This window comes from Variovorax sp. VRV01 (assembly GCF_014852545.1).
Taxonomy (GTDB): domain Bacteria; phylum Pseudomonadota; class Gammaproteobacteria; order Burkholderiales; family Burkholderiaceae_C; genus Variovorax; species Variovorax beijingensis_A.
Genome location: NZ_JACVBS010000012.1, coordinates 160,744 through 186,274 on the forward strand (window position 1 = coordinate 160,744; position 25,531 = coordinate 186,274).

Here is a 25,531-nt window from a genome sequence, read left to right on the forward strand (position 1 = left end):
GGAATCATGAACAACATCAATCAAAGTGATTTCAGGCGGCTCGACCTGAACCTGCTGCTGGTGTTCCATGCACTGCTTCAGGAGCGCAGCGTCACCCGCGCAGCCAACCGCCTGTTCCTCGGGCAGCCGGCCCTGAGCGGTGCACTCAAGCGCCTTCGTGCGGCCTTTGGCGATGAACTGTTCGTGCGCACCTCGCACGGCATGACGCCCACGCCGCGCGCGATCGAACTGTCGCGTGCGATCGAGCCGCTGCTGCTGTCGCTGCAGCAGGCGCTGCATTCGAAACCCGCCTTCGATCCCGCAACGGCCGAGCGGGTGTTCCGCATCGGCCTGAGCGATGCGCTCGAGATCGCGCTGATGCCACCGCTCATGCAACGGCTGTCGGCCGAGGCGCCGGGCATCCGGCTGATCGCACGGGCGGCGGACCGCACCACGGCGCGCGACCTGCTCGATGCGGCCGAGATCGAACTTGCGCTGGGCGTGTTCACCGAATGCGCGGCCTGGCACCGGCAGCGCGCGCTGTTCGACTGGAATTTCGTGTGCGTGTACAACCCCGCGCTCGTCAAGGCGCGCGGCAAGCACCTGACGCTGAAGGAATACCTCAGCCACCCGCATCTGCTCACGTCCTTCGGCGCCGACCTGAGCGGACTGGTCGACGAACTGTTGCAGCGGAAGGGGCTCACGCGCAGGGTCGTGTTCTCGAGCCGCAATTTCGCGACCAGCCCCTTCATCGTGCGGCAGATGGCCGCGATCACCACAGTGCCGACCTTCGCAGCCGGCAGCTGGCGCGACGCGCTCGGGCTCGCGGTGAGTCCGCTGCCTTTCGACAGCCCCGGCTACGCGGTGTCGGCGATGTGGCCTTCGGTGCGCGACGCCGATCCCGGCCTGCAATGGCTGATCGGCCTGCTGACCGGGACCTTCGGCGGCAAGGCTTTTGCCTGAGGCGCGGGCGCGGGCGCCTGCGACAATCGGGGGATGCCTTTCGCCCCCTTGCAAAACGACACTTTCCTGCGGGCCTGCTGGCGCCAGGCCACCGACCACACGCCCGTCTGGCTCATGCGCCAGGCCGGACGCTACCTGCCCGAGTACGTGGCCACGCGCGCCAGGGCCGGCAGCTTCATGGGGCTGGCGACCAACGTCGACTACGCCACCGAAGTCACGCTGCAGCCGCTCGCGCGCTATCCGCTCGACGCGGCCATTTTGTTCTCCGACATCCTCACCGTGCCCGACGCGATGGGGCTGGGCCTGTCGTTCGAGGCCGGCGAAGGCCCGCGTTTCGCGCGCCCGGTGCAGGATGAAGCGGCCGTTGCGGCGCTCGAGGTGCCCGACATGGCCAGGCTGCGCTACGTGTTCGACGCCGTCGCGTCGATCCGCAAGGCGCTGGCCGGCCGCGTGCCGCTGATCGGCTTTTCGGGCAGCCCCTGGACGCTGGCCTGCTACATGGTCGAAGGCGCGGGCTCGAGCGACTACCGCCTCGTGAAAAGCATGCTCTACGCGCGTCCCGACCTGCTGCACCGCCTGCTCGCGGTCAATGCCGATTCGGTGGCCGCCTACCTCAATGCGCAGATCGACGCGGGCGCGCAGGCCGTGATGGTGTTCGACAGCTGGGGCGGCGTGCTGGCCGACGGCGCGTTCCAGGAATTCAGCCTCGCCTACACGGCGCGCGTGCTGGCCGGCCTCAAGCGCAACGGCGCCGACGGCCAGCCGGTGCCGCGCATCGTCTTCACCAAGGGCGGCGGCCTCTGGCTCGAGGCCATGCGCGAACTCGATTGCGAAGTGCTCGGCGTCGACTGGACCGTGAACCTCTCGGCCGCGCGCCGGCTGGTCGGCGAAGGCTCGGATGCCAAGGCCAAGGCCCTGCAGGGCAACATCGACCCCAACGTGCTGTTCGCGCCGCCCGCGCAGGTCGAGGCCGAGGTGGCGAAGGTGCTGCGGGCCTTCGGCAAGCCGCATGCCGATGCCGCTTCCAAGGGCCCGACCCACATCTTCAACCTGGGCCACGGCATCAGCCAGTTCACGCCGCCGGACCATGTGGCGGCGCTGGTGCAAGCGGTGCATGCACAATCGCGCGCCCTGCGCAAAGGTTAAAAACGGTAAACGAGCCGCCCGCCGCGCAGGGACGCGGCCGCGGCCCCAAAAATCGATTTCCTGGCGTTTGTCAAGCATAAAAACGGTGTAGGAACACCGACTTATGCACAAAACACGTGTTGCACTGCGCAAGATTATCTGTAGGTCTCCCCTCTTTGCTCCTAAACCAGTAGCGACGCTAAGTTGTTGATTTATATAGAAATTGAACTTTGCTTTTTTTGAGGGCAATCCAGCCGGAGGCTTGATTTTCAAGGCTCGCCGGCGTGTCGAGCCCGGTTGTCAACAAAGTTATCCACAGAAACTCTGGATGGCTCCCAAAGCGCTGGAAAATCAACGACTTAAGCGATCTTGCTCAAAGTCGCATTAACAAACCTTGCCAACAAGGACGCCCATTCCCACCGTCGACCCTGCCTCCGAAACAGCCGCAGCGCCGGCGGCCGGCTCCGCGCCGGCGGCGGCAAGCGGGCCGGCCGCAATGGCCTGGCGGCTCGACATCGCGGTGCAGACGCCCGCCCATGCGGCGCTCGGCGACCTGCTGAGCTATGCCAGCCCGATCCCCCTCGTGCCCGGCACGCTGGTGCGGGTGCCGCTGGGCCGGCGCGAGGTGCTGGGCGTGGTCTGGAATCCGCCGGTCCCGCTCGACAATGCCGAGCCCGACATGGCGCTGAAGCCCGTGGGCGCCGCGCTGGACGCGCTGGCCCCGCTCGGCGAGGCCTGGCGCGACCTCGTGGCCTTTGCCGCGCGCTACTACCAGCGTTCGATCGGCGAGATCGCCCTGGCCGCGCTGCCGCCGCAGCTGCGCGACCTGAGCGGAACGCAGCTGGCGCGCCGGCTCAAGCGCAAGACGGTGGCCGGCCCCGTGGCCGAGACGGCCGAGGCCGCGCACCCGGTCGCGCTGAGCGCGGAGCAGACCGCCGCGCTGGCCCGCATCGAGGCGGGCGAGGCCGGCACCTTCCTGCTGGTCGGCAGCACCGGCAGCGGCAAGACCGAGGTCTACCTGCGCTGCGTGGCCGACCTGCTCGCGGCCGACCCCGGCGCGCAGGCGCTGGTGATGGTGCCCGAGATCAACCTGACGCCGCAGCTCGAAGCTCGCTTCAAGGCGCGCTTCGGCGACGACGCGGTGGTGTCGCTGCACAGCGGCATGACCAACCCGCAGCGGCTCGCAAGCTGGCTCGCGGCGCACAGCGGCGCGGCGCGCATCGTGCTGGGCACGCGCATGGCGGTGTTCGCGTCGATGCCGGGCCTGAAGCTCGTGGTGGTCGACGAAGAACACGACCCGAGCTACAAGCAGCAGGAAGGCGCGCGGTATTCGGCGCGCGACCTCGCCGTCTGGCGCGGCCAGCGCGAGGGCGCGAAAGTCATCCTCGGCTCGGCCACGCCCTCGCTCGAAAGCTGGCACCAAAGCCGCCCCGCCGAGGGCGAGGACCCGGGCGGGCGCTATGTGCGGCTGGCCATGCCGTCGCGCATCGGCGCCGGGGAGCTGCCCACGGTGCGGCTGGTCGACATGAACCTGCAGCCGCCCAGGACCGTGATCTCGAGCGCGCTGCTCGACGCCATCGGCCAGCGCATCGGGCGCGGCGAGCAGAGCATGGTGTTCCTGAACCGCCGCGGCTATGCGCCGGTGCTGGCCTGCGCCGACTGCGGCTGGAAAAGCGAATGCCCGCACTGCAGCGCCTACCGCGTGTTCCACAAGATCGACCGCACGCTGCGCTGCCACCACTGCGGCTTCACCGAGCGCGTGCCGCGCGCCTGCCCGTCCTGCGGCAACCCCGACATCGCGCCCGTGGGCCGCGGCACCGAGCGGCTCGAAGAACACCTCGCGGAACTGTTCGCCGCGGTGAGGCGGCCCGACGGCAGCGCGGTGCCCGGGCCCGTCAGGATTGCGCGCATCGATGCCGACAGCACCAGGAAGCAGGGCGCGCTCGAGTCGCAGCTCGCGGCCGTGCATTCGGGCGAGGTCGACGTGCTGGTGGGCACGCAGATGATCGCCAAGGGGCACGACTTCCGGCGCATCACGCTGGTGGCGGCGGTGAACCCCGACGGCGCGCTGTTCTCAAGCGACTTCCGTGCGCCCGAGCGCCTGTTCAGCCTGCTGATGCAGTCGGCCGGCCGCGCGGGCCGCGACGCCGCCTACCTGGCGGCGCAGGGCGCCACGGCCGAGATGTGGATCCAGACCCACCACGCGCAGCATCCGCTTTTTTCCGCGCTCCGCAAGCACGACTACACGGCCTTCGCGCGGCAGCAGCTCGAGGAGCGCGCTGCCGCCGGCATGCCGCCCTTTGCCTTCCAGGCGCTGTTGCGGGCCGATGCGCGCACCCAGGAAGCCGCGCAGGCGTTCCTGAACGCAGCCAGCGCCGCCGCCGAGGCGCTGGAAGGCGCCGACCGGGTGGTGCGCTACCCCGCGGTGCCGCTGGCGATCCAGCGCGTGGCCAACGTGGAAAGGGCGCAGATGCTGATCGAAAGCCCCTCGCGTGCCGCCTTGCAGCGCCTGCTGGCGCAGTGGCAGCCGCTGCTGCACGCCCTCAGGCGCACGCCCGAAGGCAAGGGCGTGATCCGCTGGCTGGTCGATGTCGACCCGCACAGCATCTAGGGCCTGCCTCGCAGGCCCCGGCCGCGACACTCAGTACAGGCCTGCAGGCTCCTTGCCGACGTCGACGTAGCGCAATTCGGTGCTGCGGCGCCGCGCGCTGCTGGCGGGCCATGCAAACACCACCAGGCTCAGGGCACCCAGCGCAAGCGAAGTGCCGGCGCCGAGCATGTCGGCATGCCAGGACCAGCTCACGCCGGCAACCCAGGCCAGCCACAGCAGGATACGAATAAGTATTGCCATCGTGCTGCCCCATTCAAACATTGGTTTGTTAACACTCTAGCAGGCATTATGCAAACTCAAGTATTCATCTGAAGTAGTAGCAGTAGCTATGCCTTACGGCCGTTACTCGGCAGCGGAAATATTCTGAAAAAACCGTTGACTGCGCCCCCGCGCGCTGCACAAGCTGTCGCTGTGCGACGCCCGTTCCGGCGGCGCACCTCAAGCAAAGCGCGCTGGTCCTCGGGGTCGTCTGTCGTGAAACTGCCTTCATCTGCTGTGGTTGCGGTTTTCCTGTTTGCATGCCTTGCATGTGCATGCCCGGCGGCCGAACTCGACCTGCAGGGCAGCCGTCTCGTGGTGTCGGGCATGCTCGACGGCAGCGCCATCAAGACCTTCACCGAGCACCTGGGCAGGGGCACCGTGCGCACCGTGGTGTTCGAGGATTCGTTCGGCGGCACCGCCGAGGCGGCCGGCGCCTTTGCCGACGCCATCCGCGCGAGCGGCGTGGATACCGAGATCCGCGGCCAGTGCATGGCCGCCTGCGCCTATGCCTTCCTGGCCGGCAAGGCGCATCGCTTCGGCTACGGCCTGCAGGTGAACGGCGTGCTGCTGCCGGTGGCGGCAAGGCCCACGGCCGCCGAGCTGGCGGTGCGCTGGCGCGGCGAGGAAGCCCACAAGACGCTGGCGGAATTCACGCCCATTGCGGCGGCCGCGCCCGTCCAGCCCACGGAAACCCGCGCCGCCGGGACACCCAGGGAGAACTCCAGGGACAACTGGCAGCCCGAGCACGGCGTGCTCTTCACAGCCAGCCCGACGCTGTTCGGCCGCATCTACAACGCGTTCTATTGCGACGGCACCCAGGGCCGCGACTTCTCCAAGTGCGAGCGCCTGTCCGATGCCGATCCTTTCAAGCTGGGCGTGCTGACGCCCTGAGGCCGCTCAGCGCAGCACGCCGACCGCGAACGGAAAGCTGAAGAAGGTCGCCACCGTCGTCCACAGGATGATGCGCGCGATGCGGCCGTTGTCGGCCCCGAAGCGCTCGGCCAGCATCGAGACGTTGCTCGCGCTCGGCAGCGCCGCCACCAGCACGATCACCATCAGCGCCGAAGAAGACAGCGGCAGGCCCAGGGCCATGGCCCCCTGCCCCAGCACCCAGACCAGCACCGGATGCACGAGCAGCTTGACCGCCACCACCGGCAGCACGTCGGCCAGCGGCGCCCTGGAAGGCACCGCCGACTTCGTGCCCATGGCGGCTGCCACCGCCGCGCTGGCGCCATGCTCGCGCGCGAGCAGCGCCGAGCGCGCCAGCACCGCGCCGATGGTGAACAGCGCCACCGGCGAAGCCGCGTCGGCCAGCATGGCGATGGTGCGCTCCACCGGCCCCGGCAGGCGCCAGTGCGCCGCCGAGAGCAGCACGCCCAGCAGGATCGACCACGGCATCGGATTGACCAGCACGCCGCGCAGCGCCTGGCGCGCGGCCAGCCGCGGCCCATGCGGCCCGCCGGCGCCGTCCAGGCGCGACAGCGCAATGCACAGCGAAGAAGTCACGACCAGGTCGAACGCGATGGTGATGATCATCGGCCCCGCAGCCTGCGCGCCCAGCAGTGCCACCAGCAGCGGCACGCCCATGAAGCCGGTGTTCGGAAAGGCCGCGACAAGTGCGCCGAAGGCGCCGTCGTTCCAGCCGATGCGTGCGTTGCGGGTGAAAACGACCACGCCCGCCACCACGGCCAGCGCGCTCAGGCCCCAGACCAGCGCCACGCTGCCATCGAGCAGCTGCCCGATCGGCGTGCCCGCGCCAAAGCGCAGCAGCATGCACGGCAGCGCGAAGTACAGCACGAAGGTGTTGAGGCCCGGAATCGCGTCCAGCGGCAGGATCCGGGCGCGCGCGGCGCCGTAGCCGGCCGCGATCAGCGCGAAGAAAGGAAAAGTTACGAGAAATACAGGCAGCACGCGCTGATTGTCGCCGCGTCCCGCATCGTGAACTCTGGCGGCCTTCCCGGAAACATGCGCCCCGTATCATTGCGCGCTTTGCGCCAGCCGTTCCTTCGCGGCCTTCCGTCCCCACTCCCCATGTCCTCCGGTCTCAATCTCGCGCAACAAGAAGCTGTCAACTACCTGCACGGCCCCTGCCTGGTGCTGGCGGGCGCGGGCTCGGGCAAGACGCGCGTCATCACGCACAAGATCGGCCGGCTGATCCAGGCCGGGCTCGAGCCCAAGCGCATTGCGGCCATCACCTTCACCAACAAGGCCGCGAGCGAAATGCGCGAGCGCGCCAAGGGACTGATCGGGCGCGAGGCGAAGCATGTGGTGATCTGCACCTTCCACGCGCTGGGCGTGCGCATGATGCGCGAGGACGGCGCCGTGCTCGGCCTGAAGCCGGCCTTCAGCATCCTGGACAGCGACGACGTCACCAAGATCCTCAAGGACGCGGGCGGCACCACCGACACCGCCACCGCGCGCATCTGGCAGTGGACCATCAGCAAGTGGAAGAACATGGGCCTGAACGCCGCGCAGGCCGAGGCGGCCGCGGTGGACGACAACGAGCGCATCACCGCGCGCATCATGGCGCGCTACGAAGAGCGGCTCACGGCCTACCAGAGCGTCGACTTCGATGACCTGATCGGCATGCCGCTCAAGCTGCTGCGCGACTTCGACGAAGTGCGCGCCAAGTGGCAGGCCGCGCTGGGCCACATCCTGGTGGACGAATACCAGGACACCAACGCCACGCAATACGAGGTGCTGAAGGCGCTGGCCGGCGAGCGCGGGCGCTTCACCGCGGTGGGCGACGACGACCAGTCGATCTACGGCTGGCGCGGCGCCACGCTGGACAACCTGCGCAAGCTGCCGGTCGATTATCCCAACCTGAAGGTCATCAAGCTCGAGCAGAACTACCGCTCGACCAGCGCGATCCTGCGCGCGGCCAACAACGTGATCGGCCCCAATCCCAAGCTGTTTCCGAAGACGCTGTTCTCCGAGCTCGGCGAAGGCGAGCCGGTGCGCGTGGTCGATGCCGACTCCGAGGCGCACGAGGCCGAGCGCGCGGTGGCGCGCATCATCAGCCTGCGCGCGGGCGACACCGCCGTGCAGGGCAAGCAGTACAAGGAGTTCCGCGACTTCGCCATCCTCTACCGCGCCAACCACCAGGCACGCGTGTTCGAGCAGGCGCTGCGCAAGGCGCAGATTCCCTACAAGGTGTCGGGCGGCCAGAGCTTCTTCGACCGCGCCGAGATCAAGGACCTGTGCGGCTGGTTCCGCCTCTGGGTCAACAACGACGACGACCCGGCGTTCCTGCGCGCCATCACCACGCCCAAGCGCGGCATCGGCCACACCACGCTCGCGAGCCTGGGCACCTTTGCCAGCCAGTACAAGCTGAGCCTGTTCGAGGCGCTGTTCAGCCCGTCGCTGCCGAGCGTGATGCCCAAGCGCACGCTCGAGGGCATCCACGAGTTCGGCCGCTACATCAACGACCTCGAATACCGCGCGCGCCGCACCATGGGCGCGGAAGACTCGCGCACCTTCATGCTCGACTGGCTCAAGGAGATCGACTACGAGAAGCATCTCTACGACGGCGAGGACAGCGAACAGGCCGCGGCCGCGCGCTGGACCAACGTGATGGAGTTCGTCGACTGGATGTCGCAGCGCGCCGGCGGCACCCTCGACGATGCCTCGGGCGCCGACAGCAACATCGAGACTGAGCGCAAGAGCCTGCTCGAGGTGGCGCAGACCATCTCGCTGCTGTCGACCATCAGCGAGCGCGAGCAGGACCAGAACGTGGTCACGCTGTCCACGCTGCATGCCTCCAAGGGCCTCGAATGGCCGCACGTGATGCTGATCGGCGTGACCGAGGGCCTGCTGCCCTTCAAGCTCGAGGACGACAACGGCCGCCAGCTCCAGGTGAGCGACGACACGCTGCAGCGGCTGCAGGAAGAGCGCCGCCTGATGTACGTAGGCATCACGCGCGCGCAGCGCAGCCTGGCCGTGAGCTGGACCAAGAAGCGCAAGCAGGGCCGCGAGATGGTGCCCTGCGTCCCGAGCCGCTTCATCGCCGAGATGGGCCTGGACAAGACCACCACCCGCGAAGACCCGCGCGAGAAGCTCAAGGCGCTGCGCGCCGAGTTCGCGCGCAAGGCACAGGACAGCGCGGCCGCCAAGGCCGCGGCCGCGGCGGCACCATGAAGAGGCTGCTGCCCGCCTTCCTCGCCGTTCTTCTTGCCGCCACGGGCTGTGCCACGGCAACGCAGGGCGGCGGCGCCGGCTGCCCCGCCGATGCGCGCGAGCTGCCGCTGCAGTCGCTCTACGGCCGCTGGGAGGCGCGCTTCGACGGCGCTCCCGCCGCGGCCACGGTGCAGCTCGGCAAACACCCCGATTACGCCGGCGTGCGCGGCACCATCACACGCGACGCCGCGGGCGGCAGCGCCCGGCCCGAGGTGGCGCAGCTCGCGGGCGACGTCGACGACGACGGCGCCCTCTCCATCGACGAATCGCTGGATGGCCGCGCCATCAGCGGCGTCTGGGCCGGCACCCTGCAGCCCGGCTCCTGCGGCCGGGAATTCAGGGGCACGTGGCGCAACGCCGCGGACGAAAGCACGCATCCGTTCGTGCTGAACAAAACAGGGGGGACGCAAGGAAACCAATGACCCAACGAACACACGCCATCTTCTCCGGGCTGGCGACCCTCGCGGCCTGCCTGGGCACCGCCACCGCGCATGCGCAGGCCGTCGACCAGCCACGCAGCCCGCTGGCCGACGCGCAGCTGACCTGGCAGCAGTGCGCCGCGCTCGGCAACAGCAACGAAGCGCGCCTGGCCTGCTTCGACCGCTGGGCGCAGCAGCAGACGCTGCCGTCGGTTTCGGTGCCCGTGGCGCCGCCGGTGCTGGCCAACACGCAGCCGGCACCGCCGGTGGACGCCTCGATACCGGCCACGCGCGTGATTTCGGTCGACACCAACGAAGGCTGCCGCGACCGCCAGTACTCGGCGCTGTCGCGCTTCTGGGAGCTGGAGAACGGCACCGATTGCGGCACCTTCGGGTTCCGCGGCTATCGGCCGCTGAACGTGTCGGCCTCGGCCGCCAGCAGCAAGCCCGGCACGCCCACCTCGCCCTCGGAAGGCCACACCGGCACGCCCGTGGCCTACCAGGCCAACGAGATGCGCATCGGGTTGTCGGTGCGTACCAAGATCGCCCAGGGCCTGCTCACGCAGAACGAGCCCGCCAGGAAGGACTCGCTGTGGTTCGCCTACTCGCAGCAGTCGACCTGGCAGCTGTTCAACGGCTCGATCTCGCGGCCGTTCCGCACCACCGACCACGAGCCCGAGCTGATGTATGTCTATCCGCTGGACTTCAACCTGCCCGGCGGCTGGCGCTGGCGCTATGCGGGCGTGGGCGTGGTGCACCAGTCGAACGGCCAGAGCCTGCCGCTATCGCGCAGCTGGAACCGCGTCTACCTGATGGGCGGCGCCGAACTGGGCGACCGCTTCACCGTCACCGGACGCATCTGGCAGCGCATGTCGGAGGAGGCCGCGAAGGACGACAACCCCGACATCTCCAACTACATCGGCCGCGCCGAAGTCACGGGCCGCTGGAACTTCAACCGCGACAACACCCTGGGCATCACGGTGCGCAACAACCTGCGCGAGAGCGGCCGCGGTTCGGTGCGGCTCGAATGGCTCAAGGCCATCGGCGATTCGACCAAGAGCAACCTGCGCTTCCATACGCAGCTGTTCCACGGCTACGGCGACACGCTGGTGGACTACAACCGCAAGCGCACCGTGCTCAGCATCGGCCTGAGCCTGGTGGATTTCTAGGCAAGCAAGGATCGCTTCATGGATCAGCACCTGACTCCCGTCGACGCCACACAGCGCGAGATCATCGCGGCGCTGCATGTTGCGCCCGTCTTCGATGCCGCGGCGGAAATCGAGCGGCGCACCGCCTTTCTTGCGGACTACCTGCGAGGCACCGGCCTCAAGGCGCTGGTGCTCGGCATCAGCGGCGGCGTCGATTCGCTGACCGCCGGCTGCCTCGCGCAGCGCGCCGTCGAAAGGCTGCGCGCGCAGGGCTACGGCGCCACCTTCATCGCGATGCGGCTGCCCTACGGCGTGCAGAAGGACGAGGACGAGGCGCAGGCCTCGCTCGCGGTGATCAGGCCCGACCGCATCCTCACCGTCGACATCCGCCCCGCGGCCGACGGCATGCTCGCGGCGCTCAAGAAGGGGGACCTGGCCTTCCGCGACGCGGCGCACGAAGATTTCGTGCTCGGCAACATCAAGGCGCGCCAGCGCATGATCGCGCAGTTCGCGGTGGCCGGCGCGCACGACGGCATCGTCATCGGCACCGACCATGCGGCCGAGGCGCTGATGGGTTTCTTCACCAAGTTCGGCGACGGCGCGGCCGACGTGACGCCGCTCACCGGCCTCGACAAGCGCCGCGTGCGGGCCCTCGCGCAGCGGCTCGGCGCGCCCGACGAGCTGGTGTTCAAGGTGCCCACGGCGGACCTCGAGTCGCTGGTGCCGGGCAAGCCCGACGAAGACGCCTTCGGCGTGAGCTACGAGCAGATCGACGATTTCCTCGAAGGCAAGCCGGTGGCTGCGGCGGCGCGCGAGATCATTCTTGCCACGCACCGCAAGAGCGCCCACAAGCGCGCGCTGCCGGTGGAGCCGCCGCACCCGGCCTAGCTTTCCAGCCCGGCTCTGCGCGGCTCTACGCGCCTCTATGCGGCCTTGAAGCGAGGCGGCTCCAGCAGGTGCTCGAGCAGCGCCGAGAGCTTGTCGACATCGACCGGCTTCGTCAGATGGGCCCGGAAGCCGGCCTCCAGGCTGGTGTCCCTGTCGCTGGCCTGCCCGTAGCCGGTGACGGCGATCAGCGGCGGGGGGTTGACCATCTCCGCGCGCACGCGCCGCGCGACTTCATGGCCGCTCAGGTCGGGCAGGCCGATGTCCAGCAGCACCACATCCGGGTCCTGCGCCTTCACCGCCTCGATGGCGGCCAGCCCGCCATGCACGACGCTGGGTTTGTAGCCCAGCGCCTCCAGCAGCATCGCCATGGTCTCGGCCGCATCCACGTTGTCGTCCACCACCAGCACGCGCTGCTCGCCCACCGGCCGCGGCTGCGCCTCGAGCATGGCGACCGGCGCCTGAGTGGTCGGGAACTGCACCACGAACTCGCTGCCCTCGCCTGGCCTGCCGGTGCTGAACGCGCTGACGCGCCCGCCATGCAGCGTCGTCAGCTGCTGCACCAGGCTGAGCCCCAGGCCCAGCCCGCCCTGCGTCCTGGCCAGGTTCTGCTCGCCCTGCACGAACAGGTCGAAGATCCGCTGCAGGTCCTGCGGCGGTATGCCGGGCCCGTCGTCGCGCACGCTGATGTCCGCATCCGCTGCGCTTCGCGAGAGCGACACGTGGATGTTGCCGCCGTTCCCGGCGAATTTTGCGGCGTTGTGGACCAGGTTGCTGACGATCTGGATGACGCGCGCGCTGTCTCCCGCGATCCAGGGGTCCGCATCCTGCATCTGCAGGTGCAGGGTCTGCGACTTGCCGTCGATCAGCGGGCGCACCGCCTCGATGGCCTCGGCGATGGCATCGCGCAGCCGGACCGGCTTGTTCTCGAGCTGGATCTTGCCGCTCGTGATGCGGCCGACGTCGAGCAGGTCGTCCACCAGCCGGGTCATCTGGCGCAGCTGCCGGCCGATGATGTCGCGGGTGTGCACGACCGCGGCCGACTCCGTCTTCTCCCGCTTGAGGAGCTCGAGCGCGTTGGAGATCGGCGCCAGCGGATTGCGCAGTTCGTGCCCGAGCATCGCAAGGAAGTTCGTCACGCGGCGCCCTTCGTCCTCCAGCGCGGTCACGCGGCGGCGCTCCGTGAGGTCGCGCGTGACCTTGGCAAAGCCGCGGTGCCTGCCGGTGGCATCGTGCAGCGCGGTGATCACCACGCTGGCCCAGAACCGGCTGCCGTCCTTGCGGATGCGCCAGCCCTCGTCCTCGAAGCGCCCGTCCCGCAGCGCATTGCGCAGTTCCTGTTCGGGCCAGCCGCTGGCAGCGACCTCTGGCGGATAGAACCTGGAGAAATGCTGTCCGATGATTTCCGAGGCCTCGTAGCCCTTGTTCTTCTGCGCGCCGAGATTCCAGCTCACGATGTGGCCGCCCGGGTCGAGCATGAAGATCGCATAGTCCTTCACGCCCTCGACCAGCAGCCGGAAGCGCTCCTCGCTCATGCGCAGCATCTCGTCCTGGCGGCGGTTCTCGCTGCGGTCCCTCGTGATCAGCGAAAAGCCGCGGGTTTCTCCGCCCGAGCCGGTGATCCGCGTGATGACCACGCTGGCCCAGAAGCGCGTGCCGTCGCTGCGCAGGCGCCAGCCTTCTTCCTCCATGCGGCCATCGCGGCGTGCCGTTTCGAGTGCGTGTTCCGGCCGGTTCTGCTCGAGCAGCTCGGTCGGATAGAAAAGCGAGAAGTGCCGCCCCAGGATTTCGGGAGCGTCGTATCCCTTGAGCTTGCGGGCGCCCTCGTTCCAGCTGATGACGATGCCGCCAGGATCGAGGACGATGATGGCGTAGTCGGTGACCGAATCGACCATCAGCCTGAAATCGGCGTCGGTCAGAGTGCGTTGGTTCAGGGGTGCACTCCCAGCGCCGTGATCTGCCATTGCTCTTTTCCCTTCAGTGGCCGCGCGATCGATGCCACGGCGTGCGGTGCCCGTCGTGAAACGGTGGTGCCAATTTAGGCCAGCCATGGTTACTTTTCGCGTAGGACAAGGTCCAGATTGCGCACCGCATGCGCGGTGCTGCCGGCCTCAGGCGCTGGAAGGCTCTTCGCGCGGCCACGGCGCACCGCCCGGGTTTCCAGGCCTGGGCGCCGCCATCATGAAGCGGTTCTTTCCCTCTTTCTTGGCCGCATAGAGCGCGGTGTCCGCGCGCACGAACAGGGACGGAAAATCCTCGTCCTCCTCCGAAATCGCGACGCCGATGCTGGTGGTGGCCTGCAGCGTGCGGCCGGGCAGGTGGAAAGGCGGCCGCATGGCGGCCAGCACCTTGCCGGCCACCACCTGCGCCTCGGCGGCGCCGCTGGCGCCTTCGAGAAGGATCACGAACTCGTCGCCCGCGTAGCGCGCCGCCATGTCGGTTTCGCGCACGCTCTCCCTCAGCCGGCGGCCAAATTCCCGCAGCACCGCATCGCCCGCCGCATGGCCCAGCGAATCGTTGATGGACTTGAAGTAGTCGATGTCCAGGAACAGCAGGCAGACCGGCAGGCCGGCGCGCCGGGACCTGGCCATGGCGTCGCGCGCATGCTCCTCGAACGAGCGGCGGTTGGGCAGCCCGGTGAGCGCATCCTCGCGCGCGAGGGCATCCAGCTTCATCTGCTTTTGCTTGAGCTCGGTGACGTCGTTCGACAGGATGTACAGCCCGGTAACCGCACCTTGCGCATTGCGCTGGGGCAGATAGGTGGTCTGCAAGGTCCGCTCGCCGATCAGCAGGCTGGCGGTCTGCTCGAAGGACACCACCTCGCCCGCGAATGCCCGCGCCAGCAGCGGTTTGCGGATTTCGTAGTGCGCCTCGCCGATGGCCTCGTGGATGGGGCGGTTCGTCATCGCCTCCGGCGAGACGCCGAGCCAGGCCTGGTATTTGCCGTTGCAGAAGACCACGCGCTCCTCGAGGTCCAGCTCGGCAAGAAGCGCCGGCACGTTGTCGGTCAGCCCGCGCAGGCGCCGCTCGCTTCCGGCGCTGTGCATTTCGGCCTGCTTGCGCTTGCTCACGTCGAAGGTCATCACGTAGTAGCCGGCCAATACGCCATCGTCGCGGATGTCGGGCGCCAGATGGCATTCGAAGAAGCCCAGCTTGCCGTTGCGCTCGTAGGTGCCTTCGGTGCGCGTCGGCGTTCCCGCGAGCACCTTGGCGATGCCGGGCACGAGTTGCTGGTAGACGTGGTCGGGCAGCGACTCCTGCATGGTCATGCGCCCGATGTCGGCCATGGTCCTGCCGCGCATCCCGAGCCCGGCCTTGTTCGCGAAAAGGCAGCGCTGGCTGCTGTCGAAGTAGGCCACCACCGCCGGCAGGTTGTCGGTCACGTCGCGCAGGAATCTCTCGCTGGCGGCCAGCTTCTCGTTGGCGGCCTGCCGCTCCGACATCAGCAGGTCGAAGGTCCGCGAGAGATCGCCGACCTCGTCGTCCGGCGGCGCCTCCTGCATGGGCGCATAGGCGGTGGCGGCGCGCGAGACCTGCATGTGCTCGCGCAGGCGCGACAGGGGTGCGAGCTGCGCCCGCGCGGTCATGAAGGCCAGCCCCCCGGCCAGCAGCGTCAGCAGCAGTGCGCCGGCCCAGGCATAGCGCTCGATCCGGTCGATCCGGGCAAAGGCCTCATTCCGCGGATACATCGCGCCCAGCACCCAGTTGGTCTGGCCGATGCGCTTGAAGGCGTAGAGGCCATGGACGCCCGCGGGATCGACGGCCTCCATCGTGCCCTCGAAGCCGGCGATGGCGCGCTCGGTGGCAGGGTTGCGGGCCCCGCCGGCGTCCGCGCGCTGAAGCAGCCGGGACCTGTCGGGGTGGTCGATGACGATGCCGTCCGTGTCCGTGATGAACATGTACCCGCTCTTGCCGAACTTCACGTTGGCAAGTTCGCCCAGGAAGTTCTTTTCCTTGAGGTTGACGAAGGCGGTAATGACATACACGACGTTGCCGCCGCGATCGAGCACGGGTTCGGTCAGGGCGATCTGCGCCAGGCCGCTCACGCGGTTGCGAAAGGGCTTGGAGATGACGCCCGCGCGGGCGGCGACCGTGCGCTGGAAGTATTCGCGGTCCTTGATGTTGACCTTGCCGATCGGCTGCGTGCCGTTGAGGTTGGCCACCAGTTCGCCGTCCATGCCGGTGAAGGCCACGTTGTCGAACGCCTCCCTCAGCGAGCCGTGCTGCATGACCAGGTCCTGCAGTTCCCCGGGGCCGGCCAGGCTGCGGCTCTCGATGCCGTCGCCGAAGGCCTTGAGCAGGGTGCGCCGGCTCAGGAACTTCTGGTCCACGGCTCCGGCAATGGCCGATATCCGTTCGAACTCCTCACCGGCGATGGCCGCCTCCATGCTGCGCTTGAGGAAATGGAGCGCGGCGGCGGTGACCCCCATGGTCGTCAGGAAGACGATCGCCAGCACGCCGGCGGACAGGCGCGCGCGCAGGCTCAGGCGGGGGACGGCGGGGAATGGAAGGCGCATCGCAGTGGCCTCGTGAGCGCGGCGTGCGTTCAGCTCGCCATCTCGACATCCAGCTGGGCATCGAACTGGTCGAGCGGCACCGGCCTGCTGAACAGGTAGCCCTGGCACAGCATGGCACCGTGCGCCTGGAGGAATTCGAACTGCTGCTGCGTTTCGACCCCCTCCGCCACGATCTCGAGATCGAGATTGCGGGCCATGCCGATGATGGCCTGGATGATCAGTTCGACCTTCGGATCGATGCCGATGCTCTGCACGAAGAACTTGTCGACCTTGATCTGGTTCAGCGGCAGCTGGGTCATGTAGGAGAGCGACGAGAAGCCGGTGCCGAAGTCGTCCATGGAAAAGCGCACGCCCAACGCCGCGAGCGACTGCATCTTGCAGATTGTTTCGCTGACCTTGTCCTGCAGCAGGCTTTCGGTGAGCTCGAGCTCCAGCCGCGTCGGGTCGGCGCCGGTGCGCCGGAGCACGTCGCGCACGCGTTCCACGAAGTCGTCGGTGCGGAACTGGCGCGCGCTGACGTTCACCGCCAGCCGCAGGTGCCGGCGCCTCGCATCGTGGCTCCAGCGCTCGAGCTGGATGCAGGCCGTCTCCAGCACCCACATGCCGATCGGCACGATCAGCCCGGTTTCCTCCGCCAGCTCGATGAAGCCTCCGGGCTGCACCACGCCCCGCACCGGATGCTGCCAGCGGATCAGCACCTCGGCGCCCACCACGTGGCCATTGGAGGCCACCTGGGACTGGTAGTGCAGCACGAACTGCTCGCCCGCCAGCGCCGCGTGGAGCTCGCTCTCCAGCGTTGCGCGGGCCGTGATGGCGGTCTGCATCGAGGCCTCGAAGAAACGCAGCGCGTTGCCGCCTGCGGACTTGGCGTAGTACATGGCGATGTCCGCCTGCTTCAGCAGATCCTCCAGCGACTGCTGCGTGGCGCTGAACACCACGGCGCCGATGCTGCCGGTGCTGTGGTACTGGTGGTCCGCGAGCTGGAACGACTCGTTCAGCACCGTGAGGATGGCCTCGCCGGCGGTATTGGCCTGCATCGCGGCAACGCCGGCGTCGTCGCTGAGGTTGTCCAGCAGCACCACGAATTCGTCGCCTCCCAGCCGCGCGACCGTGCCGCCCTCCTTCAGGCTGTCCTGCAGCCGCAGCGCCACCTGCTTGAGCAGTTCATCGCCCGTGGCGTTCCCGAGCGCATCGTTGAGCGTCTTGAAATCGTCCAGGTCCAGGAACAGCAGCGCGCCGTGGCGCGAGCGCCGCACGTTCGCGTCGATGGTGGCCTGCAGGCGGTGCAGCAGCAGCCGGCGGTTGGGCAGGCCCGTGAGAATGTCGTAGAAGGCCAGGTGCTCGATCTCGCGGGCCGCCAGCTTGCTCTCGGTGATGTCGCGCAGGATGACGATGAAGCGCGCGGCGGCGCCTTCGCCGATTACCTTGCGGGAGACCGAGATCTCGAACCACGTGACGCCCCGCGCGGTCCGGATCTCGAACTGCCGGCCGGTGGAAAAGCCGGTTTCGAAGGCATCGCGCAGCGCCACCATCACCTCGGCCGCGGCATTCGCCGGCAGCAGGTCCGACATCAGCTTGCCCACCGGCTCGCGCACCTTGAACGCGGGCCTGGGGCGGCGCGGCGAATGGAAGCTGTAGCAGCGGCCGTCGATGCCGGCGTCCATCAGCACGTCGGGCAAGGCATCCAGCGTGGCCTGCAGCTGCGCCTTGCCTTCGAGGATGTCGGCGACGTGGCGCTTCTTCTCGGTCACGTCGCGGTAGACGCACACCAGGCCGCCGTCGGGCGTGGGACTGTTCACCGCAACGATCACCTGCCCGTTCAGCAGCGTGATCTCCTGCTCGTTCTGCGTCATCAGGTGGCGCGCGTTCAGTTCCGTGATGCGCTGGAACGGCACCTGCGGGGCCAGCAAGGGCTCTGCCCAGGGAAAGAAATCGACGAAGCGGCGGTTCCAGGTGACGACGCGGTCATTGGGATCGAGCAGCACGAAACCGTCCACCATGGATTCGAGCGCCTGGTCCAGCGTAGCCTTGGAGCGCAGCAGCTCGGCGCGCGCGCGCCACTGTCGCCGCAGCTGCGCGAGGGCGAAGTAGGTGACCGCAAGGATCATCAGCATGAAGGCCAGGGCCGCGGCCGCAACCACATTGCTGTCCCTGCGCCAGTCCGCGAGGGCGGACTCGAGCGGAATGCTCGCGACGATCAGCAGGCTTCGGTGCAGCGTGGGCCGGGCAACGACGATGGCCGGCGCGCCGCTGAGCCGGGAAAGCATGCGCCGGGGACGCCCGTCCGCCTGGTCCGTCAGGGCGGGGCTGATGGTGCGCCCCGCAAGATCGTCGCGCGGCGGCATGCTGGCCAGCATCAGCCCGCCCTCGCGCTCCAGCGTGACTTCGAGCCCCCTGATGTTGGCCCCCTGCGCAAGGATGGTGGTGAGCATCGAGACTTGCACCTCGGCCACCGCGACCAGCTTGCCGCCGTCCGCGAGCGTGAGGACGCGCGCAAGATACAGCACCTGCTGGGAAGTCACCGGGCTGATCGAGGGCGTGCTGATCGACATCACGGATCCCGGATGGGCCAGAGCCTCCTTCAGGAATCCGTCGGGCAGCTGTACCGCCAGCTTCGCTCCCCGCCGGTCGGAAGACCCGATCACCCGGCCCTCGGGCGTCAGGAAGGCGACGTACCGGGCCAGCAGGCTCTGGCGAACGCTGGTTTCGATCAATTGCGCGGTCTCGGCCTGCGCGAGGTCGCTTGCGATGCTGCCTTCGCCGGATTTGCGCAGAAACTGCCCCAGGCCAGCCAGCAGCGTGTTCGCCCCGAGCAGGCTGCGGTTGAGCGCAGCCTCCGAGGTGCCGATGAACCGCACGGCCTGGGCCTCGCTGTCGGCAATCTCCTTTTGGTACATCTGCCATGCCATCAGCCCGGCAATGGCGAGCACGGCCGCGAGAAACAGCGCCGAAACGCCGTAGACGAAGCCGGTGATGCGGCTGGGCACAGGCTTGGTCACTGCCCGACAGGCGCCTTGATCCCGGCGATGGGACCGACGGTCTGGTCCCACACTTCCGCGCACACGGCCCCGCACCGCTGCACCCACCGGCTCAGCACGCTGGTGGCGAAAATCTCGCGCCGGCGCCGCTCGTCATCCGCGGACGGGCGCGCCTCGACCATCGCGCCCTTGGTGCCCTTCGTGCAGGTCGCGGCGCCCGTGTTGCACGCGATGCCGTTGCCGGTGTCGCGCTCCGACTCGTTCCAGACCGCGGCCTCGAGTTTCGGCAGCTCGGCTTTCAACAGGGCCTTCAGGTCCGCAGGCAGCGCATTCCAGGCATCCGCGTTGGCGCCGAAGACGGCCAGGCCCCAGCTGATGGGCATGGTGTAGAGCGAACTCGTCATCTTGTGCAGGCCCAGCGTGTTGCCGGACATCGCACCGGTGATGGCGCATTCGGTGTTCTCCGAATTCATGTTGGCCATGAGCTCCGAAAATTCGGTGAAGACGGGCACGCCGTTGAGCGCGCGGATGAAGTCGGCCTGGCTGCTGCCCGAAACGCGGACGCGCCGCCCCGCCAGGTCCGAAAGCCGCGTCAGGGTCCGCTTGCAGAAGATCACCTGGGCGGGGTAGACGTACACCGCGAGAAGCTCGACGCCATGGCGTTCGCGCAGCGTCTTCTCGAGGTAGGGCCTGAAGGCTGCGACCACCCGCCGCATCGTGGGCATGTCGGGATTCAGTCCGGCAATGTCGGGCGTGCCCAGCTCGGGATACTCGTTGCTGACCTGGCTGAGCAACGCGGTGCCGAATGGAATGACGCCCAGCCGCATCAGATTGAGCATTTCCTGCCCCGGCACGCCCGCCTGGTTGAACGGAACGATGCTCGCGCTGTACTTTCCGCCGCTCAGGCGGCGCAGGTCCTGGCTCCAGAAGCGCTCTTCATGCAGCGTGTACTGGCTCACGCTCGCCAGCCCGCCCACGATCCGCAGACCCTGCGCAGACGCCGGCTGCTGAGCCTTGCTGTTCGTTGCAGTGAAAGCAAGAAAAAAAAGAACGGCAACATGCGCCCAGAGCACGCGTCGCCAAGCGGGAGAAACTTCGCCGGACCTCATGGCCCGGATCATGATGCCGAATTGGGCCTTAAGTCACAAATTTTTTACAAAAACGCCGTTTCTGGCGCCCACCGGCCGGAATCGCCAAGGCACGTTGCGTACAGGGCACAGGAATACCATCCACAGGCCCGGATTCCCGGCTCCACTCACCCAGATTCCAGACCGATGCCAGCGCCCGAGCTTTCCAGCCGCCAACTGCGCGCGTTCACGGCCTTGGCCGAGCAGCGCAACTTCACGCGCGCGGCACAGACCTGCCACTTGTCGCAGCCCGCGTTCAGTGCACTGATCCGCACGCTCGAGGAAACGCTCGGCGCGCGGCTGTTCGACCGCGACACGCGCAGCGTGCAGCTCACGCCCGAGGGCCGGCTGTTCGAACCCTCGGCGCGGCGGCTGCTGGACGACATGCAGGGCGCCATCGGCGACCTGGCCGACCATGCCCAGCGGCGCAAGGGCCGCGTGAGCGTGGCGGCCCTGCCCTCCCTGGCGGCAGGACGGCTGCCGGCGATCCTGGCGGAGTTCATGCAGGCGTGGCCCGGCATCACGGTCGAGCTGCACGACGCGCTGTCGGACGCCTGCATTGCCCAGCTGCGCAGCCACCAGGCGGATTTCGCGCTCGCGGCAACCGGCGCCGGCGCCGCCGCAGCCAGCGACCTGCGCGGCCGCAAGCTCTGCGGCGACCGCTTTCACCTGGTCTGCCGCAAGGACCATCCGCTCGCCAGCGCCGCCAGGCTCACGGCACGGCAGCTCGCGCCATGGCCCTTCATCCAGATGGCGCGCAACAGCAGCGTGCGCCAGTCGCTCGACGCGGCGCTGCACCCGCTGCGGCTCAACGCCGTGTTCGAGGTCGAGCACCTGGCCACGGTGATGGGGCTGGTCGAGGCCGGCATCGGCATCAGTGTGGTGCCGGAGCTCACGCTCTTCCACTTCCAGCGCGAGACGCTGGTGACGCGGCCGCTGCCGCTGCCCGGTCTCACACGCACCATCTACCTGGTGCAGCGCCGGGAGGGCAGCCTCTCGGTGGCGGCGCAGACACTGCACGATCTGGTCCTCGCGCGGCTGGGAACGCCAGCCTGAGAGCCGCCCCGGAAAAAAGAAAACGGCCCGAGGGCCGTCCTGCGTGGAGGCAGCCTTGCGGCTGCGATCCATTCATTACTTCTTGGCAGCCTTCTTGGCGGGTGCGGCCTTCTTGGCCGGTGCTGCCTTCTTGGCGGCGGGCTTGGCGGCTGCCTTGTCGGCCTTGCGCTTTGCAGCCTTGGGGTCGATGGCGGCCTTGAACGCTGCGCCCGGCACGAACTTGGGCACCTTCTGCGCGGCGATCTTGATCTTTGCGCCGGCTTGCGGGTTGAAGCCGGTGCGTGCGGCGCGCGCCACTTGCTTGAAGGTTCCGAAGCCGATGAGCTGGACGGGGTCGCCCTTCTTCACTGCGGCGACGATGGAGCCCGTGACGGTTTCCAGGATGCGGGCGGCTTCGGCCTTGCTGACGTTGTGGGCGGTGGCGATCTTTTCGACCAGTTCGATACGGTTCACTTGAAAAATTTCCTTTGGTTTGTTCTCGTCATGTTGCCAATGACGGCGCAGCGGCTGAGGCCGGCTGCAAGCGGCGCGGAGTGTAGCGCACGCGCGGCCGCCCTCAGGCCGAGGCCTGGATGGCATCCGTCAAAAACCGCACGAAAGCCTTGCCTGCATCGGGCAGCGAGCGGCCCGCGAGCGTCTCGACTTCGAGGTGGCGCTCGTTCATCTCGCGGTCCTTCAGCGGGATGGCCACCAGCGCCTTCGACTTCAGCTGCGTGCGGATCGACAGCTCGCCATAGAAGGCGATGGTGCCGCCGCCCGCGGCCGCAAAGCTCACCAGCGCATTCGCATGGTTGCTCGACATGGCCTGCACGTACTGCAGCCCCTGCCGGCTGCAGCTGATATCGAGCAGCTGCCGGATGGAGCTGTCCCGCGGCGGCAGGCCCAGCGGATAGGCCGCCACCTGGCGCAGCGAGAGCTGCCGCTGCGCCGCCAGCGGATGGTCGCTGGCCATCACGGCGAGGATCGGGCTGGGGTGGCGCAGCTCGATCCGGATGCCGGGCTCGGGCACCGCGCTCAGCGTGATGCCGACGTCCGCTTCGCCGTCGCGGATGCGGCCGGGAATCTCGTGGGGCGGACAGACCTCCAGATGAAAGCGGATGCCCTCGTGCCTGGCGCGAAAGCGCGAGATCAGCGTGGGAAGAAAGTCGAACGCGAAGCCCTCGGTGCTCGCCACGCGCACGCGCCCGCTGCGCAGGCCGCGCAGGCCCTGGATCTCGCCGGCCACGCGCTCGATGTCTTGCTGCACCCGCTTGGCATGCGCGGCCAGCAGCTCGCCGGCCGCATTGGGCACCATGCCGCGCGCGTGCCGGTCGAACAGCAGCGTGTCGAGCTCGCGCTCCAGGCGCGCCACCTGCCGGCTCACGGCGGAAGGCGCCACGTTGAGCTTGAGCGCGGCCTCCTTCACCGACCCGGTTCGGACCACCTCCAGGAAGTAGCGGACCGCGGTCTCCTGCAGCGTGTGAAGCGACATGTTTCTTCCTTGTCGCAGCGGGGCGACGCGCATTTGTCGATTGCCGAATCGGCAATCCACAATTCTAAACATTGCGCTTGTGGCAGCGCTTTGCGGCTCCTAGGATGAACCTGCATCCCCGCTCTGTTCCTCCAGGAGTCCTTCATGAAACGCCTCCCCGCACTCGCCCGCATGGTGCTGCTGTTGTCCTGCCTTGGCCTGGCACCGCTCGCCGCGCTGGCCGCCGACACCGGGTTTCCGTCGCGCCCGGTCACGCTCGTGATTCCCTTTCCGCCCGGCGGCGCCACCGACGTGAACGGGCGCGTGATTGCCCAGCGCCTGGGCAAGGAGCTCGGCCAGCCCGTGGTCATCGAGAACCGCGGCGGCGCCGGCACGGTGATCGGCGCGAGCTATGTCTCCAAGGCGGCGCCCGATGGCTACACGCTGCTGATCAGTTCGGGCACCACCTTCACGGTGAATCCCGCCATCCGCCCCAACCTGCCCTACGACCCGGTCAAGGGCTTCGAGCCGATCGGCCTGGCCGGGCGCGTGGGCCTCATCCTGCTGGCGAACAGCGAAGTGCCGGTGCAGACCGTCAAGCAGTTCGTCGACTACGTGAAGGCCTCGCCCGGAAAGTATTCGTACGCGTCCTTCGGCACCGGCACCACCTCGCAGTTCGCCGGCGAGACCATCCTGCATGCCGCCGGCCTCAAGATGACGCACGTGCCCTACAAGGGCAGCGCGCCGGCCATGACCGACCTCATGGGTGGGCAGGTTCCGTTCAGCATCGACACCGTGAGCGCGGCCATTCCGCAGCTCAAGAGCGGCAAGATCAAGGCCATTGCCGTGACCACGGCCAAGCGCTCGACGCTGCTGCCCGACGTGCCCACCATGGCCGAGAGCGGCTACCCCGAAATCAACACCGACAGCTGGCTGGCGCTGGCGGCGCCGAAGGGCCTCCCGCCCGACGTGAAGGCCAGGCTCGAAAAGGCGCTGGCCGCGACCATGGCCGATCCCGACACGCGCGCCAAGCTCGCCGCCCAGGGCCTGGAGCCGGGCTACAGCAACTCGGCCGCCGTGAGCGAACTGATCGCCAAGGAATTGCCGCTGATGCGCGCCATCGCCGCGCGCGCCAACATCACCGCTGACTGATGGACGCCCCCCGAAGCGCCTTCGGCGCCTCCCCCCACTGGGGGGCGCACCCGGCGGCCGGGCAAAGCCCGTCCCGCGGGCGCGCTGGCCTCAGCCCGATGGAACAACAACCGACATGAGCAACCACACCGAATTGATCGAACACTCCGCCGTCGAACTGCGCCGGCTCATCGGCAGCAAGGCGGTTTCGCCGGTCGAGCTGCTCGAAGCCTGCATCGCGCGCATCGAGCGCGTGAACCCCTTCATCAACGCCGTGACCGCCACCTGCTTCGAGCGCGCGCGGGCCGAGGCCCGGGCGGCGGAAAGCGCCGTCATGCGCGGCGACACGCTGGGCCTGCTGCATGGCCTGCCGCTCGGCGTGAAGGATCTCGAACCCACCGAAGGCCTGCTCACCACCTGGGGCTCCGCGATCTTCCGCGACCACGTGCCGCAGGAAGACATCGAGCTGGTGGCGCGCCTTCGCAGGGCCGGCGCCATCGTGGCGGGCAAGACCAACGTTCCGGAGATGGGCGCCGGCGCCAATTCGCGCAACGAGGTGTGGGGCGCCACCGGCAATCCCTTCAACCCGAACCTCAATGCCGGCGGCTCCTCCGGCGGCTCGGCCGCCGCGCTGGCCTGCGACATGCTGCCCGTGTGCACCGGCTCCGACACCGGCGGCTCGCTGCGCATTCCGGCCGCCAAGTGCGGCGTGGTGGGCTTCCGGCCCTCGCCGGGCATCGTGCCGAGCGTGCGCAAGCCGCTGGGCTGGACGCCGATCTCGGTCGTGGGCCCGATGGGCCGCACGGTGGAAGACGCCTGCCTGCAGATGGCCGCTTCCGCCGGCATGCACGCGGGGGATCCGCTGAGCTATCCGCTCGATCCGCTCAGCTTCCTGAAGCCCGCCGGCATCGACCTGAGCCAACTGCGCGTGGCATGGACCGAAGACTTCGGCACCTGCGCGGTGGACGACGGCATCCGTGCCACCATGCGCAGCAAGATCGGCGCGATGCAGCACCTGTTCAAGTGCTGCGACCAGGTCGAATTCGACTTCGGCGAAGCGCACCGCTGCTTCGACGTGCTGCGCGCCGAGGCCTTCGTGGCCGGCATGCATGCCGCCTACCAGCGCGACCCGGCCAGCCTGGGTCCCAACTCCCGCGCCAACTACGAAATGGGTGCGCAGATGAGCCTGCTCGACAGCGCCTGGGCCCAGGCCGAGCAGACCCGGCTCATCAAGCGCTTCCAGGCCGCCTTCGCCGACTACGACCTGATCCTCTCGCCCACCACGCCGGTGTCGCCCTTTCCATGGACCCAGCTGTATGCGGACACCATCAACGGCGAAAAGCAGGCGAACTACTACCGCTGGCTCGCGCTGACCTACGTGGTCACGCTGACCACGCATCCGGCGCTGGCGCTGCCCTGTGGCCTCGACCACGCGGGCATGCCCTTCGGGCTGCAGGTCGTGGGCGCGTTCAGGGCCGACCACCAGGTGCTGGCCGCGGCGCACGCCATGGAAAAGGCCTTCGCGGCCGACGCGCAATTGCGCCGCCCGCGGCCCGACATCGCATCGCTGCGCGCGGCCGAACCCGCGCTCACGTCGATTGTCACGGCGCCGCCCGGTGCGGGCAGCAGCGCGCCTGCAGCCGCCACCTCCGCCGTCTGAGAAAGCCGCGCGGCCGGCCACCGTGCCGGCCTTGACCTTGACACG

General features: G+C 68.5%; 19 protein-coding genes. 11 read left to right on the plus strand and 8 right to left on the minus strand.

Annotated elements, in window-relative coordinates; genetic code table 11:
* Positions 1 to 6: 6 nt before the first annotated feature.
* From IB278_RS21620 to priA, 3 genes are all read left to right on the plus strand, one after another.
* The gene (locus IB278_RS21620; protein ID WP_192325361.1) at positions 7 to 942 is read left to right on the plus strand and encodes a LysR family transcriptional regulator; all 936 of its coding nucleotides are present in this window, start codon (positions 7 to 9) and stop codon (positions 940 to 942) included.
* Positions 943 to 975: 33 nt separating this feature from the next.
* A complete protein-coding gene (hemE, locus tag IB278_RS21625) occupies positions 976 to 2,088 on the plus strand; it encodes a uroporphyrinogen decarboxylase (RefSeq protein ID WP_192325363.1) in 1,113 nt (370 codons plus the stop codon).
* Between the two features lie 475 nt (positions 2,089 to 2,563).
* Positions 2,564 to 4,678: a primosomal protein N' gene (gene priA, locus IB278_RS21630; protein WP_192325365.1), complete on the plus strand. Its 2,115-nt coding sequence runs from the start codon at positions 2,564 to 2,566 to the stop codon at positions 4,676 to 4,678.
* A 30-nt stretch (positions 4,679 to 4,708) separates the two neighbouring features.
* Here the strand turns inward: priA and IB278_RS21635 are convergent, their stop codons facing one another.
* The gene (locus tag IB278_RS21635) at positions 4,709 to 4,918 is read right to left on the minus strand and encodes a hypothetical protein (RefSeq protein WP_012745878.1); all 210 of its coding nucleotides are present in this window, start codon (positions 4,916 to 4,918) and stop codon (positions 4,709 to 4,711) included.
* A gap of 255 nt (positions 4,919 to 5,173) precedes the next feature.
* Here IB278_RS21635 and IB278_RS21640 point away from each other — a divergent pair, with 255 nt between their 5' ends.
* Positions 5,174 to 5,830, plus strand: a complete 657-nt coding sequence (locus IB278_RS21640; RefSeq protein WP_145742302.1) for a hypothetical protein — start codon at positions 5,174 to 5,176, stop codon at positions 5,828 to 5,830.
* 6 nt (positions 5,831 to 5,836) lie between these two features.
* Here IB278_RS21640 and IB278_RS21645 read toward each other — a convergent pair whose 3' ends face one another.
* Entirely contained in the window at positions 5,837 to 6,850 is a 1,014-nt protein-coding gene (locus IB278_RS21645) for an AEC family transporter (protein ID WP_145742304.1), read from the minus strand.
* Between the two features lie 120 nt (positions 6,851 to 6,970).
* Here IB278_RS21645 and IB278_RS21650 point away from each other — a divergent pair, with 120 nt between their 5' ends.
* The 4 genes from IB278_RS21650 to nadE are packed head-to-tail and all read left to right on the plus strand — an operon-like array spanning position 6,971 to position 11,570.
* On the plus strand, positions 6,971 to 9,076 hold the full coding sequence (locus tag IB278_RS21650) for an ATP-dependent helicase (protein WP_145742305.1): 2,106 nt from the start codon (positions 6,971 to 6,973) through the stop codon (positions 9,074 to 9,076).
* Complete coding sequence (locus IB278_RS21655; RefSeq protein WP_145742307.1) at positions 9,073 to 9,537, plus strand: hypothetical protein; 465 nt, start codon at positions 9,073 to 9,075, stop codon at positions 9,535 to 9,537. The genes IB278_RS21650 and IB278_RS21655 overlap by 4 nt, the downstream gene beginning before the upstream one ends.
* Positions 9,534 to 10,703, plus strand: a complete 1,170-nt coding sequence (locus tag IB278_RS21660; protein WP_145742309.1) for a phospholipase A — start codon at positions 9,534 to 9,536, stop codon at positions 10,701 to 10,703. Before IB278_RS21655 ends, IB278_RS21660 begins: the two co-directional genes overlap by 4 nt.
* Positions 10,704 to 10,721: 18 nt before the next feature.
* Positions 10,722 to 11,570, plus strand: coding sequence for an ammonia-dependent NAD(+) synthetase (gene nadE / locus IB278_RS21665; protein WP_145742311.1), 849 nt, complete (start codon positions 10,722 to 10,724; stop codon positions 11,568 to 11,570).
* Positions 11,571 to 11,605: 35 nt separating this feature from the next.
* Here the strand turns inward: nadE and IB278_RS21670 are convergent, their stop codons facing one another.
* The 4 genes from IB278_RS21670 to IB278_RS21685 form a co-directional block, all read right to left on the minus strand.
* A complete protein-coding gene (locus IB278_RS21670; protein WP_145742313.1) occupies positions 11,606 to 13,531 on the minus strand; it encodes a PAS domain S-box protein in 1,926 nt (641 codons plus the stop codon).
* A 147-nt stretch (positions 13,532 to 13,678) separates the two neighbouring features.
* Complete coding sequence (locus IB278_RS21675; protein WP_192325367.1) at positions 13,679 to 16,084, minus strand: diguanylate cyclase domain-containing protein; 2,406 nt, start codon at positions 16,082 to 16,084, stop codon at positions 13,679 to 13,681.
* A gap of 29 nt (positions 16,085 to 16,113) precedes the next feature.
* Positions 16,114 to 19,083, minus strand: a complete 2,970-nt coding sequence (locus IB278_RS21680; protein ID WP_192325369.1) for an EAL domain-containing protein — start codon at positions 19,081 to 19,083, stop codon at positions 16,114 to 16,116.
* Complete coding sequence (locus IB278_RS21685; protein ID WP_145742318.1) at positions 19,080 to 20,183, minus strand: TRAP transporter substrate-binding protein; 1,104 nt, start codon at positions 20,181 to 20,183, stop codon at positions 19,080 to 19,082. Before IB278_RS21685 ends, IB278_RS21680 begins: the two co-directional genes overlap by 4 nt.
* Positions 20,184 to 20,336: 153 nt before the next feature.
* On the opposite strand from IB278_RS21685, the gene IB278_RS21690 reads away from it, so the two are divergent.
* Positions 20,337 to 21,245: a LysR family transcriptional regulator gene (locus tag IB278_RS21690; protein ID WP_145742320.1), complete on the plus strand. Its 909-nt coding sequence runs from the start codon at positions 20,337 to 20,339 to the stop codon at positions 21,243 to 21,245.
* Between the two features lie 75 nt (positions 21,246 to 21,320).
* Here IB278_RS21690 and IB278_RS21695 read toward each other — a convergent pair whose 3' ends face one another.
* Positions 21,321 to 21,698, minus strand: coding sequence for an HU family DNA-binding protein (locus IB278_RS21695; protein WP_021005443.1), 378 nt, complete (start codon positions 21,696 to 21,698; stop codon positions 21,321 to 21,323).
* A 103-nt stretch (positions 21,699 to 21,801) separates the two neighbouring features.
* Positions 21,802 to 22,716 carry a LysR family transcriptional regulator gene (locus IB278_RS21700; RefSeq protein ID WP_145742322.1) on the minus strand — a complete coding sequence of 305 codons (915 nt, stop codon included), beginning with the start codon at positions 22,714 to 22,716 and terminating at the stop codon, positions 21,802 to 21,804.
* 144 nt (positions 22,717 to 22,860) lie between these two features.
* On the opposite strand from IB278_RS21700, the gene IB278_RS21705 reads away from it, so the two are divergent.
* Entirely contained in the window at positions 22,861 to 23,847 is a 987-nt protein-coding gene (locus tag IB278_RS21705; protein WP_145742324.1) for a Bug family tripartite tricarboxylate transporter substrate binding protein, read from the plus strand.
* 115 nt (positions 23,848 to 23,962) lie between these two features.
* The gene (locus tag IB278_RS21710; RefSeq protein ID WP_192325371.1) at positions 23,963 to 25,486 is read left to right on the plus strand and encodes an amidase; all 1,524 of its coding nucleotides are present in this window, start codon (positions 23,963 to 23,965) and stop codon (positions 25,484 to 25,486) included.
* Positions 25,487 to 25,531 lie beyond the last annotated feature (45 nt).

Bases quoted from the DNA above. Each gene is read 5' to 3' on its own strand.
- IB278_RS21660 (WP_145742309.1), top strand. From the start codon at position 9,534: ATGACCCAACGAACACACGCCATCTTCTCCGGGCTGGCGACCCTCGCG.
- IB278_RS21635 (WP_012745878.1), bottom strand. From the start codon at position 4,918: ATGGCAATACTTATTCGTATCCTGCTGTGGCTGGCCTGGGTTGCCGGC.
- hemE (WP_192325363.1), top strand. From the start codon at position 976: ATGCCTTTCGCCCCCTTGCAAAACGACACTTTCCTGCGGGCCTGCTGG.
- IB278_RS21650 (WP_145742305.1), top strand. From the start codon at position 6,971: ATGTCCTCCGGTCTCAATCTCGCGCAACAAGAAGCTGTCAACTACCTG.
- IB278_RS21705 (WP_145742324.1), top strand. From the start codon at position 22,861: ATGAAACGCCTCCCCGCACTCGCCCGCATGGTGCTGCTGTTGTCCTGC.
- IB278_RS21620 (WP_192325361.1), top strand. From the start codon at position 7: ATGAACAACATCAATCAAAGTGATTTCAGGCGGCTCGACCTGAACCTG.
- priA (WP_192325365.1), top strand. From the start codon at position 2,564: ATGGCCTGGCGGCTCGACATCGCGGTGCAGACGCCCGCCCATGCGGCG.
- IB278_RS21685 (WP_145742318.1), bottom strand. From the start codon at position 20,183: ATGATCCGGGCCATGAGGTCCGGCGAAGTTTCTCCCGCTTGGCGACGC.
- IB278_RS21690 (WP_145742320.1), top strand. From the start codon at position 20,337: ATGCCAGCGCCCGAGCTTTCCAGCCGCCAACTGCGCGCGTTCACGGCC.
- IB278_RS21710 (WP_192325371.1), top strand. From the start codon at position 23,963: ATGAGCAACCACACCGAATTGATCGAACACTCCGCCGTCGAACTGCGC.
- nadE (WP_145742311.1), top strand. From the start codon at position 10,722: ATGGATCAGCACCTGACTCCCGTCGACGCCACACAGCGCGAGATCATC.
- IB278_RS21655 (WP_145742307.1), top strand. From the start codon at position 9,073: ATGAAGAGGCTGCTGCCCGCCTTCCTCGCCGTTCTTCTTGCCGCCACG.
- IB278_RS21675 (WP_192325367.1), bottom strand. From the start codon at position 16,084: ATGCGCCTTCCATTCCCCGCCGTCCCCCGCCTGAGCCTGCGCGCGCGC.
- IB278_RS21700 (WP_145742322.1), bottom strand. From the start codon at position 22,716: ATGTCGCTTCACACGCTGCAGGAGACCGCGGTCCGCTACTTCCTGGAG.
- IB278_RS21670 (WP_145742313.1), bottom strand. From the start codon at position 13,531: ATGGCAGATCACGGCGCTGGGAGTGCACCCCTGAACCAACGCACTCTG.